General features: G+C 57.3%; 14 protein-coding genes. 12 read left to right on the top strand and 2 right to left on the bottom strand.

Translation table 11 applies throughout. The features are described from left to right. The first annotated feature begins 10 nt into the window (after positions 1–10). Genes BBBR_RS06840 through BBBR_RS06830 form a run of 3 tightly spaced genes read left to right on the top strand, consistent with a single transcriptional unit; the run spans position 11 to position 4,100 of the window. On the top strand, positions 11–832 hold the full coding sequence (locus tag BBBR_RS06840) for an amidohydrolase family protein (RefSeq protein ID WP_003830401.1): 822 nt from the start codon (positions 11–13) through the stop codon (positions 830–832). Further along, positions 829–1,722, top strand: a complete 894-nt coding sequence (locus tag BBBR_RS06835; protein ID WP_003830403.1) for a dihydrodipicolinate synthase family protein — start codon at positions 829–831, stop codon at positions 1,720–1,722. The genes BBBR_RS06840 and BBBR_RS06835 overlap by 4 nt, the downstream gene beginning before the upstream one ends. Before the next feature lie 26 nt (positions 1,723–1,748). Next, positions 1,749–4,100: a glycosyl hydrolase family 95 catalytic domain-containing protein gene (locus tag BBBR_RS06830; protein WP_003830405.1), complete on the top strand. Its 2,352-nt coding sequence runs from the start codon at positions 1,749–1,751 to the stop codon at positions 4,098–4,100. A 138-nt stretch (positions 4,101–4,238) separates the two neighbouring features. On the opposite strand, the gene BBBR_RS06825 is transcribed toward BBBR_RS06830, so the two are convergent. Beyond that, positions 4,239–5,066, bottom strand: coding sequence for an aldo/keto reductase (locus tag BBBR_RS06825; protein WP_003830406.1), 828 nt, complete (start codon positions 5,064–5,066; stop codon positions 4,239–4,241). A gap of 114 nt (positions 5,067–5,180) precedes the next feature. Between BBBR_RS06825 and BBBR_RS06820 the strand changes: the two genes are divergently transcribed. The 7 genes from BBBR_RS06820 (at position 5,181) to priA (ending at position 10,996) form a co-directional block, all read left to right on the top strand. Continuing rightward, positions 5,181–5,504: an acylphosphatase gene (locus BBBR_RS06820; RefSeq protein WP_003830407.1), complete on the top strand. Its 324-nt coding sequence runs from the start codon at positions 5,181–5,183 to the stop codon at positions 5,502–5,504. An 87-nt stretch (positions 5,505–5,591) separates the two neighbouring features. Then, entirely contained in the window at positions 5,592–6,989 is a 1,398-nt protein-coding gene (gene hisD, locus BBBR_RS06815) for a histidinol dehydrogenase (RefSeq protein ID WP_003830409.1), read from the top strand. Further along, on the top strand, positions 6,986–8,146 hold the full coding sequence (locus BBBR_RS06810; protein WP_003830410.1) for a histidinol-phosphate transaminase: 1,161 nt from the start codon (positions 6,986–6,988) through the stop codon (positions 8,144–8,146). Before hisD ends, BBBR_RS06810 begins: the two co-directional genes overlap by 4 nt. A 77-nt stretch (positions 8,147–8,223) precedes the next feature. Next, positions 8,224–8,823, top strand: a complete 600-nt coding sequence (hisB, locus tag BBBR_RS06805; RefSeq protein WP_014483581.1) for an imidazoleglycerol-phosphate dehydratase HisB — start codon at positions 8,224–8,226, stop codon at positions 8,821–8,823. Further along, positions 8,823–9,569 carry a hypothetical protein gene (locus BBBR_RS06800; RefSeq protein WP_003830413.1) on the top strand — a complete coding sequence of 249 codons (747 nt, stop codon included), beginning with the start codon at positions 8,823–8,825 and terminating at the stop codon, positions 9,567–9,569. The genes hisB and BBBR_RS06800 overlap by 1 nt, the downstream gene beginning before the upstream one ends. A gap of 30 nt (positions 9,570–9,599) precedes the next feature. Next, on the top strand, positions 9,600–10,247 hold the full coding sequence (gene hisH / locus BBBR_RS06795; RefSeq protein ID WP_003830414.1) for an imidazole glycerol phosphate synthase subunit HisH: 648 nt from the start codon (positions 9,600–9,602) through the stop codon (positions 10,245–10,247). 23 nt (positions 10,248–10,270) lie between these two features. After that, positions 10,271–10,996, top strand: a complete 726-nt coding sequence (gene priA / locus BBBR_RS06790) for a bifunctional 1-(5-phosphoribosyl)-5-((5-phosphoribosylamino)methylideneamino)imidazole-4-carboxamide isomerase/phosphoribosylanthranilate isomerase PriA (protein ID WP_003830416.1) — start codon at positions 10,271–10,273, stop codon at positions 10,994–10,996. A 167-nt stretch (positions 10,997–11,163) separates the two neighbouring features. Here the strand turns inward: priA and BBBR_RS06785 are convergent, their stop codons facing one another. Next, entirely contained in the window at positions 11,164–12,600 is a 1,437-nt protein-coding gene (locus BBBR_RS06785) for a DUF2252 domain-containing protein (RefSeq protein ID WP_014483584.1), read from the bottom strand. Between the two features lie 101 nt (positions 12,601–12,701). Between BBBR_RS06785 and glnA the strand changes: the two genes are divergently transcribed. Then, positions 12,702–14,039, top strand: a complete 1,338-nt coding sequence (glnA, locus tag BBBR_RS06780; protein ID WP_003830419.1) for a type I glutamate--ammonia ligase — start codon at positions 12,702–12,704, stop codon at positions 14,037–14,039. A gap of 210 nt (positions 14,040–14,249) precedes the next feature. Continuing rightward, positions 14,250–15,455, top strand: a complete 1,206-nt coding sequence (locus BBBR_RS06775) for an MFS transporter (protein WP_003830420.1) — start codon at positions 14,250–14,252, stop codon at positions 15,453–15,455. Positions 15,456–15,461 lie beyond the last annotated feature (6 nt).

Genomic DNA, 15,461 nt, shown 5'->3' with positions numbered 1-15,461 from the left:
GACGCGCGACATGCAGAGGATCATCGACTCGCATTTCCATATCTGGGACCCATCCGTCCAACCGCTTTCATGGCTCGACGGTACGGATGGGTCCATCACCCGCCGTTACGACATGGACTGCCTCAAACGCGCCTATGCCTCATACAATGAGCACCACCCAGACGCTGCGGTCAATTTCATCGGCGGTGTGTATGTGGAAGTCGACACGGACGATACGTCATTGGAAGACCGGCTGCTGTCCGAAAACCATGATCCTCTGCTGTTGGCAACATCTATGCGGTCCACCGTCGGACCGGCCATGCGCATGCCGCTGTACGCGCATGGCGTTCGTGAGCCATTGCATACGCCGGCGTCGCCGCGGGGACGGTGCCTGCAAGATAACTTCATCCGCGGTTTACGGCTTATGGCCGATAAGAACATGCCATTCGACGCATGCGTACGGGTGGATGAGCTTGGCGATCTTGCTCAGGTTTGCGAGCAGGTGCCCGAAGCGACCGTCATCGTTGACCATATGGGCAACATATTCGATCTCCAAAACCTTGAATCCTCGTCCGATGCCCTGCATAGGCTCGGAGAGCTGCCAAACGTGTACGTCAAGGTATCGGGGTATCCAACCGATGACCTACGATTCGTCTCAGCCCTGCTCGATCTCGCACAAGCCGCGTTCTCGAACAAGCGGTTGCTGTACGCGTCGAATTGGCCTGTCGTTGGTCTATACGCCGATTTCGACAGTCATCTGTCAATCCTGCTCAACCGTTTCGCGGGAGACGACGACTTCTTCTTCAATAACGCGCGGAACGCCTACCATATCGTCGAAAGGAAAATATCATGACTTGCAACGTCCAATTCGAAGGCGTGTTCTGCCCCTCCATCACCATCACGAACGCGGATGGGACCATTGACTACGACAATTGGGGCAAGCACCTTGATCATCTCATCGACGCGGGCATCGACGGTGTGCTGCTGTTCGGCAGCATCGGAGAATTCTACGCCATCGACGTCAAGACGAAGGCGGAAGCGGTGCGTTTCGCAGTTTCGAAAGTCGCCGGACGCATGAAGGTGCTCGTCGGAGTGGGAGACACCAACCTAGACAATGTGAGAACATTGGCGGCGGAAAGCGAAGCAGCCGGAGCCGATGCATTGGTTGCAGTATCCCCGTACTATTTCGGACCATCCCCGGATTGCGCGAAGCGCTACTTCTCTGCGGTGGCCAAGGCGACGACGCTGCCGGTCATTCTTTACAACTTCCCAGCCAGGACGGGCAACGACCTCACACCCGAGCTGGTGGCGGATCTCGCAGCGGAGAACCAGAACATCGTCGGCATCAAAGACACCGTCGACACCATCAGCCACACCAGGAAGGTCATTGCTGCCGTTCGTAAGGTGAATCCATCGTTCAGCGTGCTGTCCGGATTCGACGAGTACTACACCGTCAACCGAATCAGCGGCGGCAATGGCGTGCTGTGCGGATTGACCAATGTAGAGCCGGAGACTTTCGTCAGCCTGCATCATGCATGGCAGTCCGGTGATTACGCCACGGCCATCAAATCGGCTGAACGCATTTCCTATCTGATGCGCCTGTACGACACTGCCGACCTGTTCATCAGCGCCATCAAGGGCGCGGTCAAGGCGAAGGGACTGCCAATCGACACGTCCATCCATGAACCCGCCGTGCAGCTGACCGACGAACAGTACCGCAATATCCAGAGCATTCTCAAATAAGCAAATCTGCCAAGGAGACTTTACGCATGAAACTCACATTCGATGGAATCTCTTCGTGCTGGGAAGAAAGCATTCCTCTCGGCAATGGACGCATGGGAGCGGTCCTGTGCTCCGAACCGGAAACCGACGTGCTGTATCTCAACGACGACACCCTTTGGTCAGGATATCCACACGCGGAAACCTCGCCGGTGACGCCGGAGATTGTGGCCAAGGCACGCCAGGCGTCGTTGCAGGACGACTACAACGCCGCCACGCGAATCATCAAGGATGCCACACTGCAGGAAAAAGACGAGCAGATTTACGAGCCATTCGGAACGGCCCGTATTCAGTACTCGACCTCTGCAGACGGCCGTGAGAGCATGAAACGCCAGCTGGATCTTGCAAGGGCGCTCGCCGGCGAAACGTTCCGGATGGGTGATGCCAACGTTCATGTCGACGCATGGTGCAGCGAGCCCGATGATCTGTTGGTCTACAGGATGTCATCGGATGCGCCGATTGATGTGAACATCAGTGTCTCCGGCACTTTCCTCAAGCAATCACGCGCCTCGATGGAAACAGTATCCGATGGTCATCGGGCCACACTCGTCGTCATGGGCCGGATGCCTGGACTCAACATCGGGCTCCTCCCTCATCCTTCTGAAAATCCTTGGGAAGATGAGCAGGACGGAACTGGAATGGCGTACGCCGGTGCGTTCTCCCTTACCGTCACAGGTGGTGACGTCAATGTGGGTGACAACAGTCTGCAATGTTCGAACATCACCGGATTATCGCTCCGCTTCCGCAGTATGAGCGGATTCAGGGGAAGCGACCAGCAGCCGGAACGAAGCATGACGGTTATCGCCGACCATCTGGAGAAAACCATCGACGAGTGGTCGACCGACTTGCGGACCATGCTCGACCGCCGCATCGCGGACTACCGCAGATATTTCGACAGGGTGGCCATCCATCTCGGTTCAGCTCATGATGACGATACGGAACTACCGTTCTCGGCGATCCTTCGCTCGGATGAGAAAAAAGAGCCGCATCGTCTGGAGATGCTGGCGGAGGCAATGTTCGATTTCGGCCGGTATCTGCTTATTTCCTCGTCCAGACCGCACACCCAGCCAGCGAATCTGCAGGGGATTTGGAACCATAAGGATTTCCCGAACTGGTACAGCGCCTACACAACGAACATCAACGTCGAGATGAACTATTGGATGACAGGCCCATGCGCCCTCCAAGAACTCATCGAGCCGCTCGTCTCCATGAATGAGGAGCTGCTAGTGCCGGGGCACGACGCCGCTGACAGGATTCTTGGCTGCCGAGGATCGGCGGTCTTCCATAATGTCGATCTCTGGCGCAGGGCCCTTCCTGCGAACGGCGAGCCGATGTGGTCGTTCTGGCCGTTCGGTCAGGCATGGATGTGCCGGAACCTGTTCGATGAATATTTGTTCAACCAGGATGCATCGTACCTGGCCCGCATCTGGCCGATCATGCGGGACAACGCGCGATTCTGCATGGATTTCCTATCGGAGACAAAGCATGGACTGGCCCCGTCCCCTGCAACATCACCGGAGAACTGTTTCTTGGTGAACGGAGAACCGGTATCCGTTGCACAAAGCAGTGAGAATGCCACGGCCATCGTGCGTAATCTGCTTGATGATTTAATTCAGGCTTCCCACGATTTGGAAGACCTTGACGAAGAGGACAGAGATCTGGTCCATGAAGCGGAATCCGTCCGTTCCCAACTGGCTGAAACGCGATTGGGAGCTGATGGAAGAATCCTCGAATGGAACGACGAATTCATCGAATCCGATCCACAGCACCGCCATCTGTCCCACCTTTACGAACTGCATCCTGGTGCAGGCATCACGTCTCAGACTCCGCACCTGGAGGAAGCCGCTAGGAAATCCCTCGAAGTGCGCGGCGACGATGGTTCCGGTTGGAGCATCGTATGGCGCATGATCATGTGGGCGCGTCTGCGTGATGCGGAGCATGCCAAACGAATCATAGGCATGTTCCTGCGGCCGGTGGATGCGAACGCTGAAACCAATCTGCTGGGCGGAGGCGTGTACGGCAGCGGATTATGCGCCCACCCGCCGTTCCAGATTGACGGGAACCTTGGATTCCCGGCGGCTTTGTCGGAGATGCTTGTCCAAAGCCACGATGGCTGGATTCGCATTCTTCCGGCCCTGCCGGAGGATTGGCATGAGGGAACCTTCCATGCGCTCCGCGCAAGAGGCGGAATCCAAGTGGATGCGACATGGACGGATCAGACAGTGGAATATACGTTGCGCTGTTCGAAGCCCACGGAGATTGCGCTGAACGTTCTGGGGACTGATATGGGACGTGTCGCGCTATCTCCGGATAAGCCATTCAAGGGATCCATCCGGCGTTAACGTATTGCGTTATATCCGTTACGAAATGTTGCGGACCGTCTTTCCTAATAGGGGAGGACGGTCCGCAATCTTTTTTGATGGAAAAGGGGATTCCTCGTCATGGGGAATCCCCTTTTTGCGTATTGTGCAGCGTATGGATCAGAAATCGAAATTATCCGGATCCGCACCGTTGCGTTTGCCGGTGTTGAGTGCGGTAATGGCTGTCATATCCTCAGACGTCAGGTTGAAATCGAAAACATCGAAGTTCTGCTTGATGCGTTCGGCATGAGTGGACTTCGGCAATACGACGACGCCGCGTTGGATGTGCCAACGAATCACCACCTGAGCTGCGGACTTGCCATACTTGGCGCCTATTTCAGCAAGAACCGGGCTGCCCAGCAGATTGCCTCCGGTGCCACCGAGCGGGCTCCATGCCTCAGCGACAATGCCCTTGGAACGTAGCTGTCCAATCAACTCATGATTGGTGAACTGCGGGGAGGACTCAATCTGATCTACGGCGGGTAGCACGTCGCTGTTGGCAAGCAACTCATCGATATGGTGCTTCTGGAAGTTGCTGACACCGATGGCTTTCGCTCGGCCGGAGGCATAAATCTCCTGCAGGTCGTCCCACGCTTGTTGCCATCCATCGGCCGGCCAATGAATCAGATACAAGTCCACATAATCTAGCCCAAGGCGATCCAGGCTTTCCTGAAATGCATCCTTGCCGCGATGGGCGCGAATATCGTCATTCCAGAGCTTGGTAGTCACGAAGAAGTCGCCACGAGGCAATCCGGCACGACGGATGCCTTCGCCCACTGAAGCCTCATTACGATAGATCATCGCCGTGTCAATATGACGATAACCGTTCTCCAATGCAGTCTGCACCGCATTCACCGTGGTATCGCCATCCGGCGTCTGGAATACGCCCAAGCCCACCTGTGGAATAACCGTGCCGTTGTTCAGTGTGATTGTCGATTGAATTGCCATAGTTCCTCTTTGCCGATAGCTATGCTTTGCCATATTTTATTGTATGAGGAAATGCGTGGCTGTGCTGAGATTCTACGCCCGGCATAACGGTTATCGAACTGAACGGGGAAGCTGATGAATCATTGGTCAAAGAACCATTCGTTGCAAGAGCAAGCCTCGGATGTGGTGCGCAAACACATGGTGATTACCGGACTGGTGCAAGGTGTGGGCTTTCGTTATTTCACGGTCATACAGGCCCGTCAACTTGGCGTCAGCGGCTGGGTGCGTAACCGATACGACGGATCAGTTGAAGTGGAGGCCCAAGGCAGTCAGGAGTCGGTGCAGGCGCTGGTGAAGCAGCTGAAACTAGGCCCGCGGTGGTCCGATGTACGCCATATCGACATACAGGATGTGCCGGTCAAAGACGATGCACCGTCCGCGTTTCGCGTTCTCGAGTAGCTCATAGCGTTCCGATAATCTCACGATACGGGTGAACATGGGCGTTCCTCGGCGGTTAGACTCCGTACGTTGCTACGATGGGACATTATGAGTGAGAATATCATGCGCATTATTGACCTTCGTGGTCGCAAACTGTCCCGTGCCGAACTGCTTGCTGCGATGCCGCGCGCCGCAATGGGCACTTCCGAAGCCACCGACTTGGTGCGTCCGATTCTGGACGATGTGAAGGAGCGCGGAGCTGCCGCTCTTCGTGACTTCGAGGAGAAGTTCGACCATGTGCGCCCGAAGCACCTGCGTGTGCCGGTCGAAGCGATTCAGGATGCCCTGGCCACACTTGATTCCGAAGTGCGCGCCGCCATTGAGGAATCTGTGCGTCGTGCCCGTGCTGTGGCTGCCAATCAGGTGCCGAAGGACTTCTACACCGACTTGGCCGAGGGCGCTCGTGTTGCCGAACGTTGGATTCCGATTCAGCGCGTCGGCCTGTATGTGCCTGGTGGCAAGGCTGTTTACCCGTCTTCCGTGATCATGAATGCCGTGCCGGCTCAGGCCGCTGGCGTCGAATCGCTGGCCATTGCCACTCCGCCCGCTCGCGATAACGAGGAGGGCCTGCCGAACAAGACCATCCTTGCCACCTGCGCCATCCTCGGTGTTGATGAGGTATACGCGGTCGGTGGCGCCCAGGCCATCGCCATGTTCGCGTACGGCGCCAAGGGCAGCGAGCCTCAGGATGGCGACGTATTGTGCGACCCGGTCGACAAGATCACCGGCCCGGGCAACATCTTCGTGGCCACCGCCAAGTCTCTTGTTTCCGCATTCGTAGGCATCGATGCGGTTGCCGGTCCGACTGAAATCGGCATCATCGCTGATAAGACCGCTAATCCGAGCCTGCTGGCCGCCGACCTCATCGGACAGGCCGAGCATGATGAGCTTGCCGGTTCCGTGCTGTTCACCGACTCCACCGATATTGCTGAGAAGGTGCAGGAGAACCTCAACTACCGTGTGCCGAAGACCGAGCACGCCGAGCGCGTCCACACGTCCCTGAGCGGCACCCAGTCCGCCATCGTGCTGACCGACAACCTCGACCAGTCCATCGATGCGGCCAACGCTTATGCCGCCGAGCACCTTGAGATTCAGACCGAGGATGCCGATGCCGTGGTCAAGCGTATCAAGAACGCTGGTGCCATTTTCCGTGGCCCGTACTCTCCGGTGCCGCTGGGCGATTACATGTCCGGCTCCAACCACGTGCTGCCCACCGGCGGTACCGCTCGCTTTGCTGCAGGCCTTGGCGTGCACACCTTCATGAAGCCTGTCGAAGTCATCGAATATGACGAGGAAGGCCTCAAAGCACTGGCTGCCCGTATCAATGCCTTTGCCGTTTCCGAAGACCTGCCGGCTCACGGTGAGTGCGTGCTGAGCCGTTTCGTCAAGGATCCCTATGACAAGGCCACCCTGCGCGAGCAGGAGAAAGAAGCCGGTCTGCGATGAGCTCGATTCCCGCAAACCTGCCGCTGCGCAATGATTTGATTGGTGAGGAACCGTATGGTGCTCCTCAGCTTGATGTCCCGGTATGTCTTAACGTCAATGAGAATCCATATGCATCGGATCCGGCTGTATGCGATACCATTGCCAAGCGTGTACGTGAGATTGCGCCGACGCTGAACCGTTACCCGGATCGTGAACATATTGAGCTGCGTCAGGCGTTCAGCGATTATCTGGCCCGTGAATCCGGCGCCCGTCTGGATGTGGACGAGCTGTGGGGTGCGAATGGTTCCAACGAGATTATGCTGCAGCTGTTCCAGGCCTTCGGCGGCCCGGGAAGGACCGCTCTCGGCGCTGACCCGACGTACTCCATGTACCCGGAATACGCCCGCGACACCTTCACCGGTTGGAAGCTGGCTCACCGCAACGCCGACTTTACGTTGAACGTAGACAAGGTGCTTGAAGCCATCAACGAGGTCAAGCCTTCGATGGTGTTGCTCACCAGCCCGAATAACCCGACCGGCACCCCTCTGCCGATGGAAGACATCGAGCGCGTTCTTGCCGCCTGCGAAACCGCTGAAGTGGCTGGCGCGGGTGAGGGCGTCCACCCGATCCTCGTCATCGACGAAGCCTACGTGGAATTCCGCAAGCCCGGCACCCCGAGCGCGGTAAGCCTTATCAAGAACCACCCGAATCTGGCCGTCAGCCGCACCATGAGCAAGGCTTTCGCTTTCGCCGGTGCACGAGTCGGTTACTTGGCTGCGTCCAAAGGCATTATCGACTGCGTGCGCATCGTGCGTATGCCATACCATCTGTCCGCCGTGACCCAGGCCGCCGCACTGGCTGCGTTTGAGCACACCGACGAGCAGCTGAGCCGAGTGGAACACCTGCGCGAGACTCGCGAGGCAACTGCTTCCTGGCTTAAAGAGCAGACCTATAAGGGGCAGCCGCTTGAGGTGGCCGAATCCGGCTCGAACTTCCTGCTTTTCGGCGGGCATTTCGACAACCGTGAGGCGATTTTTGACGAATTGCTCAAGCGTGGTGTACTGATTCGTGTGGTCGGGCCAGACGGCTGGCTGCGCGTATGCATGGGCACTGACGAGGAAATGGAAACGTTCCGTAATGCCCTTGCCGAAGTGCTTCGTATAGTAGAAGCAGCATAAGAGACTCGTACATCATGCTGCCGTGACCATCATCGATTGCGGCGGCATGATGCGACACCTATCAACCAGGAGACATGATGGCAAGAACCGCACATATTGTTCGTGAGACCAGCGAATCGCACATCGACCTCGAGCTGAATCTCGACGGTACCGGTAAAACCGATATCGATACCTCCGTGCCGTTCTACAACCATATGATGACCGCGCTGGGCAAGCATTCGCTGATTGACCTAACCATCCATGCGCATGGCGATACCGATATCGATGTGCACCACACTGTGGAAGACACCGCCATCGTGTTCGGTGAGGCCCTGAAGCAGGCGCTGGGAGACAAGAAGGGCATTCGTCGTTTTGCCGATGCCACCGTGCCGTTGGACGAGGCCTTGGCCAAAGCCGTGGTCGATATCTCCGGCCGCCCGTACTGCGTGTGCAGTGGCGAGCCCGAAGGCTACGAATTCTGCATGATCGGTGGCCACTTCACTGGCTCGCTGGTTCGTCACGTCATGGAATCCATCGCGTTTCACGCTGGCATTTGCCTGCACATGCAGGTACTCGCCGGCCGCGATCCGCACCATGTCGCTGAAGCTGAATTCAAGGCCTTGGCCCGTGCGCTTCGCTTTGCCATGGAAATTGATCCCCGTGTGGATGGTGTGCCCAGCACCAAGGGAGCCCTGTGATGTCCGACGATAAGGATTTCAATCCGGACGATACGCATTTCTCCGACGAGGAGCTGGAGGCTGCACTGGCCGGATTCGAGAAGGAATTCGAGAACGACACGGATACGGGGGACGACGATCAAGCCGATTCTGCGGCGGATGCCAAGTCGATTGATAACGGCGCTGATACACAAGCCGCAGATGATATCTCTAGTTCTGTGGCGGATGCCGTCAACGAAGCCATGGCCGATGTGGTGGATCCCTCGGCCGGATTCGATAATGAGCTGGCTGGCCTTCTTGGTGACAAGGCCAAGATGGCGTTAATCGTTACCCGTATTGCTTCGGCGGATCTTCTGGCCGCATTCTGCCAGCTTTCGGACATCTCCGCTGCATGCATCGGTGCCAATCAGGGTGCGGTGGCAGTGCTGAAGAATCTTGATGGGGACGCTCCGGAGGCGGCCGCCAAAGATCTGACCACCGTGGTTTCCGGCATGGTGGTGATTTTGGCGGTCAATCGTGCGGACAAGCTCGAAGTGTCCATGATCATGCAGGGGCAGGTTGGCCAGACCTTTGCTCCGCCGGTGCTGTTTTCGTCCACTCCGCGATTTGTGGAGGATCTTATGCTCGGCATCGTCTCGTTGAATCAGCTCAGAACCCAAGGTTTTGAAGTGGTGGAGTCGGCCGACCTCGATCATGACCAGGCCATGCAGATTCTCGCCGACCACACCAAGCGTGGGCGTGGTGGCCGCGGATCGCATATCGAATAGGCGTAGGAATAGAACAGGTTAGGACAGACTATGACCACAGCGGTTGTTTTCGATTATGGCTTTGGCAACGTACGATCCATGGTGCGTGCTCTTGCCGACCTTGGCGTCGATACCACACTTACCTCCGATTACCGTCAGGCTTTGGAAGCCGACGGTCTGGTCGTTCCGGGTGTGGGCGCGTTTGCCGCCTGCATGGACGGTCTCAAAAAAGTCGATGGCGACCGCGTGATCTATGACCGTATCCGTGCTGGCCGTCCGGTATTGGGCGTGTGTGTGGGCGAACAGATTATGTTTGAACGTGGTCTGGAACATGGTGCTCATGCCTCCGGTATTGGTCTGATCGGTGGCTCGGTGAATCTGCTGGATGCCGATGTGGTGCCGCATATGGGCTGGGACACCATTGAGGCCGCTCCCGATTCCGTGCTGCTCAACGGTGTGGAAAACGAGCGCTTCTATTTCGTGCATTCCTATGCCGCAATGGAGGTCAAGCCCGCCGACACCGCGCGTTTTGACATTGATCTGCAGACTTCCACTGAACGAGTGAGCTGGTGCACATACGGACGTTCGCGTTTTGTGGCGGCTTATGAGCGTGGTCCGCTATCTGCCACGCAATTCCATCCTGAAAAGTCCGGTGATGCCGGTGCTCAGTTGCTGAAAAACTGGATTGCCACGCTGTAGTTCATAAGAAAGGTTGTTCTCTGATGTCGTTGACTCTTCTCCCCGCTGTTGATGTGCGCGATGGCAAGGCCGTGCGCCTGCGCCAGGGTGAATCCGGTTCTGAAACGGATTACGGTTCGCCGTTCGAGGCGGCACGCACTTGGGCCGAGGCCGGTGCCGAATGGATTCATCTGGTGGATCTCGATGCCGCATTTGGCACGGGCAACAACCGCGATCAGTTGCGTGAAATCGTTCACGAACTTGGTGACCGGGTCAATATCGAATTGTCCGGTGGCGTTCGTGATGATGATTCGCTGGATGCTGCATTGGAGGCCGGTGCTGCGCGTGTGAACATCGGCACCGCGGCCTTGGAGAACCCTGATTGGACCACTTCGGTCATCAAGAAGTATGGCGATCGGGTGGCCGTTGGTCTTGACGTGCGTGGGCATACGCTTGCGGCTCGTGGCTGGACCAAGGAGGGCGGTGACCTGTTCGAGACCATGAAGTTCCTCGACTCGGTCGGCTGCTCGCGATACGTGGTCACTGATGTGGCCAAGGACGGCATGATGTCCGGGCCGAACATCGGACTGCTGCGTGAAGTGGCTGAACGCACCGATGCCAAGGTCACCGCTTCCGGCGGTATTTCCAAGCTTGATGACCTGCGTGCCATCAAGACTCTGGCCGAGATTGGCGTAGATTCCGCCATCCTCGGCAAGTCCCTCTACGCGCGTGCCTTCACGCTTCAGGAAGCGCTCGAAGTCGCTCGATGATGTGTGATTTGGCACTGACAAACGTTGGTGTTTTCTCAGCGCAAAGATTTCTCGAACAAAATGCTTATTTCGAGAATTATTTGCGCTAGAGAATATACCGAACGGACGGCGAGCCCATTGGCGTCAAAGATGACTGCAACGAGCCCAGCAACAACCGTTACTTTGTATCAGGCGCAGGGGAGTTCGCCGGACTTGATGAGTTTCTTGAATATGGCGTAATCCTCATCGTTCTGCTCGGCGTAACTTACAGCAAACGAGGCAATGGACTGGTCGAATTCGTCGGTACCGCCCATGTAGTTGGCAATGGCGATCGAATCGCCGGTGCGGGCATGAGCGTGCGCCAATGACCATGCACACATGCGTGAGAGATCGCTTAAACCTGAGGCATTGAGATTGTCGATGTCGATGGAGCCCTTGCCGTTCCACAGCTGACGCACGTAATAATCGCGCTTGCGTCCATCCTCGGCCATAAAGCTTGACCAACCCAGCAGCACGTCCGCCGTATTCTGAATCAGCTTCTGACCCTGCACCACGCGCTCGCCGTGCGTGGCATAGGGCGAGGCTCCGCAATAGTGCTCCAGCACGGAATATGTGGCTTCCTTCATCTGCAGCATCATCGGATCATCAGCGTCGCGTGCGATCCATACCGAGGCCCATGCACGTTGTCCGACCGAGCCGACGCCCACCACTTTGCGGGCGGCATCCTGATAGCGCAGATGGTCGAACACCCAGCGTCGATCATCGTAGAGGGAATGACGATAGCTTTCGATCAATGTATCGAGACGTGCCTGCAAGGCATCCAAATCGGCGTAATCGTCAAGCTGATTGATGGGCACCAATTCGGGAGGATTCAATTTGAACCGCAGCTTGCCGTTCTCGAATTTGCAGAGCTTGGCTGCTGCCGCGTCGTTGTCTTTCAGCAACGCCTTCATAGCTGCTTCGCGCAGTACACGACTGCGCTTGGAACCGGTGGTTTCAAAACGATCCAGCGTTTCCTCCACATCGAGGTGCTCGTACCAAGCATCGAGATAATCCATCTCGGAGAACCACTTCATGCGGGTACGGTAGGTGCGCACGCATTGCACCACGGCGGCGCGGCGATCCTTCTCCTTGATTTTGTTGGCGCGGCCACATATTTCCACCGAGGCCGCAAGTCGCTTCAAATCCCATTCCCAGGGACCCACCGCGGTTTCGTCGAAATCGTTGATGTCGAATACCAGTCGTGCGGAAGGGGAGCGGAAGATACCAAAATTACCGATATGCGCGTCGCCTACACACTGCACCGGTATCCCGGTTACCGGCGTGGTCGCCAGATCGTTGGTCATGATGAGCACTGTGCCGCGATAGAACGTGAACGGGCTGGCGCTCATACGCTTGTATCGCAACGGAACCAGTTCGGGCACGCGGATGGCGGACTGCTCCTCCAAAAGGCTGATCGCCTCTCTCCGGCCCTCCTGCGCCTGCCAAATGGCATGGGAATCCAATGGCGCCTTGGCTCGAGTGGATATGCCGGCACGTGACCGGTCGCGCGGATCGGTGGCCTGCTTCCAGCTGGTTACATCGACAGGTGGATTGGCGGATGGGGTGAGGTGGTCTTCGCTCATAAACCACACCTTAGCGCGGCTTCGCCGCCGAATCATGTAACACGGCACACCGGTGAGATGTTAACGCCCCTCGTAACACGGATATGGAACGATAAGCGATTATGGATAGACAGCAGGAGTTTGCGCTGCGCACGGTCGAAGAACGCGACGTGCGCTTCATTCGTCTCTGGTTCACGGATGTGTTGGGAACACTGAAATCCGTGGCGATTGCTCCGGCCGAACTGGAAGCCGCATTTGAGGAGGGTCTTGGCTTCGACGGTTCCGCCATCGAGGGCATGACCCGTGTGTCCGAAGACGACATGATCGTTCAACCCGACCCCTCAACCTTCCAGATTCTGCCATGGCGCGGCGGCCCGCAAGGTACCGCTCGCATGTTCTGTGACATTCTGACCCCGGACGGCGAGCCGTCGCTCGGCGATCCTCGCCACGTGTTGAAGCGTGCGCTTGCCAAGGCCAAGGATAAGGGTTTCACGTTCTACGTGCACCCTGAGATTGAGTTTTATCTGTTCGAAAGCCAGGATGATTGGTCCAAGGCGCCGACCCCGATTGATGAAGGCGGCTACTTCGATCACGTGCCGCGCAGCCCGGGCATGGACTTCCGCCGCGCCACCGTGAACATGCTCGAACAGATGGGCATCTCGGTGGAATACTCGCACCATGAGGCGGGTCCTGGCCAGAACGAGATCGATTTGCGTTATGCGGATGCGCTCACCACTGCCGACAACATCATGACGTTCCGTACGGTGGTCAAGGAGATTTCGCTGGAGCGCGGCATCCATGCCAGCTTCATGCCCAAGCCTTTGGCCGACGCGCCTGGTTCCGGCATGCACACTCACCTGAGCTTGTTCGAGGGCGACTCCAACGCCTTCTACGAGGCCGGTCAGGAATTCAACATGTCCCTGACCGCCCGCCAGTTCGCCGCTGGCATCCTGTACCATGCGGCCGAAATCTGCGCGGTCACCGACCAATACGTCAACTCGTACAAGCGCCTGTGGGGCGGCAACGAGGCTCCGAGCTACATTTGCTGGGGCCACAACAACCGTTCCGCACTGCTGCGCATCCCGCAGTACAAGCCCGGCAAGGGCAACTCCGCGCGCATGGAGTTCCGCGCGCTCGACCCGGTGGCCAACCCGTATCTGGCCTACTCGGTGCTGCTGGCTGCTGGCCTCGACGGCATCGACAAGCAGATGCAGCTGGGCGAGCCCACCAGTGACGACGTCTGGGAGCTTACCGACGGTGAACGTCAGGCCATGGGCATTCAGCCGTTGCCGAGCTCGCTGGACGAAGCGCTGAAGATCATGGAGCGGTCTGACTTCGTGGCGGATGTCTTGGGTGAGCATGCGTTCGGCTACTTCCTGGACAATAAGCGTCAGGAATGGGCGGAATACAACCAGCAGGTCACTCCTTACGAGTTGAAGAAGTACCTGCCGAAGCTGTGATTACAGGCGTTGCACATCTGTTGCACCCCGTCGATGCGTGGTTCATCGGCGGGGTTTTCATAGCGTGTGGTGACGACTGATAGCGGGCAGAGGTGGGAATAGTGTTGTCGCGGAGCTGATAGTAATCGTTTGACGAGCAGAGATGAAACAATCACGTCGACTGAGCACACAGACTGAACCCACATAGCCGAGAGCATGCGAGAGAGACATATGACGAACGCACCTGTGACCAATGCGCGTACCGACCGCTTCTTCAACTTTCCGGTCACTATCCTGATTTTCGCCAGTTTTATGCTGGGCATGAGCGAATTCGTGGTGGTGGGTATTCTGCCGGATATCGCCTCGGGTCTCAAGATATCCGAAGTGACCGTGGGCAATCTGGTGGCGCTGTTCGCCTTCGTATATGCACCATGTACGCCGATTGGCTCGGCACTGTCCGCACGATTCCCTCGTTTTGCCACCTATCTGATATTGATGGGTGTGTTCTTGGTCGGCAACATCCTGTGTGCCCTTGCTCCGAACTATCCGGTGTTGTTGATCGCCAGACTGCTGATTGCCTCCGTCTCCGGCACGCTGGTGGCCATTTCCATGACTTTTGCGCCGGATGTGACCACGGATAAGTACCGCACCAAATTCATCGCCTGGGTGTTCTCCGGGTTCTCCATCGCCTCCGTGGTGGGCGTGCCGATTGGTACATGGGTGGCCAATACTTTCGGCTGGCGTGTCACGTTTTATTTGGTTTCCGTGCTTACTGCGGTACTGATGATTTCGATGGCCTTGGTATTGCCGCGCAACTCACACCCGGCGAAAATCGGCTTCCTGCGGCAGTTCCGCTTGTTCTTCGACCGCCGTATTCAGCTCGGCGTGCTTGATGTGGTGTGCGGCGCAGCGGCTTCCTATGTCTTCTACACATACCTGTCTCCCATCATGCGAGACGAAATCGGTGTGCCCGAACAGTACCTCAGCATTGGCCTGGTGATTTATGGCTGCGCCTGTTTGTGGAGCAACCTGTACGGCGGCAAATTGGCCGACAAAGGGCGCGGTGTGGAGCCGCTGACGCACATTCGCCCGATTTACTGTGTGCAGGCGGTCTGCCTGTGCCTGCTGGCCTTTGCCTCGCTGGTGCCGGCGGCCGGCGCGTTGCTGCTGGTGGCGCTCGGCATGCTCATGTACCTGCAGAATTCCGCGTCTCAGGTGCTATACATGGACGTGGCTTACCAGTCCCATCCAGGCTCGGTGAACTTGGCCGCATCCCTGAACTCCATGTCTTTCAACATCGGCATCGCCATCGGTTCGGCGGTCGGCGGTCTGGTCAACGATCTCCTTGGACTCGCCTGGCTGGGGCCGGTCGGTGCGATATTCGCATTATTCGCTGCTGGCATCGCTACACTGCTGCGTCCGTATATTCAGCGGTGATTTAAG

Source organism: Bifidobacterium breve DSM 20213 = JCM 1192 (assembly GCF_001025175.1).
Taxonomy (GTDB): domain Bacteria; phylum Actinomycetota; class Actinomycetes; order Actinomycetales; family Bifidobacteriaceae; genus Bifidobacterium; species Bifidobacterium breve.
The sequence above is the reverse complement of the archived record's forward strand: the minus strand, read 5'-3'. Positions and strand labels throughout refer to the sequence as shown.

Excerpts from the sequence above, each read along its gene's own strand:
- BBBR_RS06840 (WP_003830401.1), top strand. The coding sequence starts at position 11 with ATGCAGAGGATCATCGACTCGCATTTCCATATCTGGGACCCATCCGTC.
- BBBR_RS06835 (WP_003830403.1), top strand. The coding sequence starts at position 829 with ATGACTTGCAACGTCCAATTCGAAGGCGTGTTCTGCCCCTCCATCACC.
- BBBR_RS06830 (WP_003830405.1), top strand. The coding sequence starts at position 1,749 with ATGAAACTCACATTCGATGGAATCTCTTCGTGCTGGGAAGAAAGCATT.
- BBBR_RS06825 (WP_003830406.1), bottom strand. The coding sequence starts at position 5,066 with ATGGCAATTCAATCGACAATCACACTGAACAACGGCACGGTTATTCCA.
- BBBR_RS06820 (WP_003830407.1), top strand. The coding sequence starts at position 5,181 with ATGAATCATTGGTCAAAGAACCATTCGTTGCAAGAGCAAGCCTCGGAT.
- hisD (WP_003830409.1), top strand. The coding sequence starts at position 5,592 with ATGAGTGAGAATATCATGCGCATTATTGACCTTCGTGGTCGCAAACTG.
- BBBR_RS06810 (WP_003830410.1), top strand. The coding sequence starts at position 6,986 with ATGAGCTCGATTCCCGCAAACCTGCCGCTGCGCAATGATTTGATTGGT.
- hisB (WP_014483581.1), top strand. The coding sequence starts at position 8,224 with ATGGCAAGAACCGCACATATTGTTCGTGAGACCAGCGAATCGCACATC.
- BBBR_RS06800 (WP_003830413.1), top strand. The coding sequence starts at position 8,823 with ATGTCCGACGATAAGGATTTCAATCCGGACGATACGCATTTCTCCGAC.
- hisH (WP_003830414.1), top strand. The coding sequence starts at position 9,600 with ATGACCACAGCGGTTGTTTTCGATTATGGCTTTGGCAACGTACGATCC.
- priA (WP_003830416.1), top strand. The coding sequence starts at position 10,271 with ATGTCGTTGACTCTTCTCCCCGCTGTTGATGTGCGCGATGGCAAGGCC.
- BBBR_RS06785 (WP_014483584.1), bottom strand. The coding sequence starts at position 12,600 with ATGAGCGAAGACCACCTCACCCCATCCGCCAATCCACCTGTCGATGTA.
- glnA (WP_003830419.1), top strand. The coding sequence starts at position 12,702 with ATGGATAGACAGCAGGAGTTTGCGCTGCGCACGGTCGAAGAACGCGAC.
- BBBR_RS06775 (WP_003830420.1), top strand. The coding sequence starts at position 14,250 with ATGACGAACGCACCTGTGACCAATGCGCGTACCGACCGCTTCTTCAAC.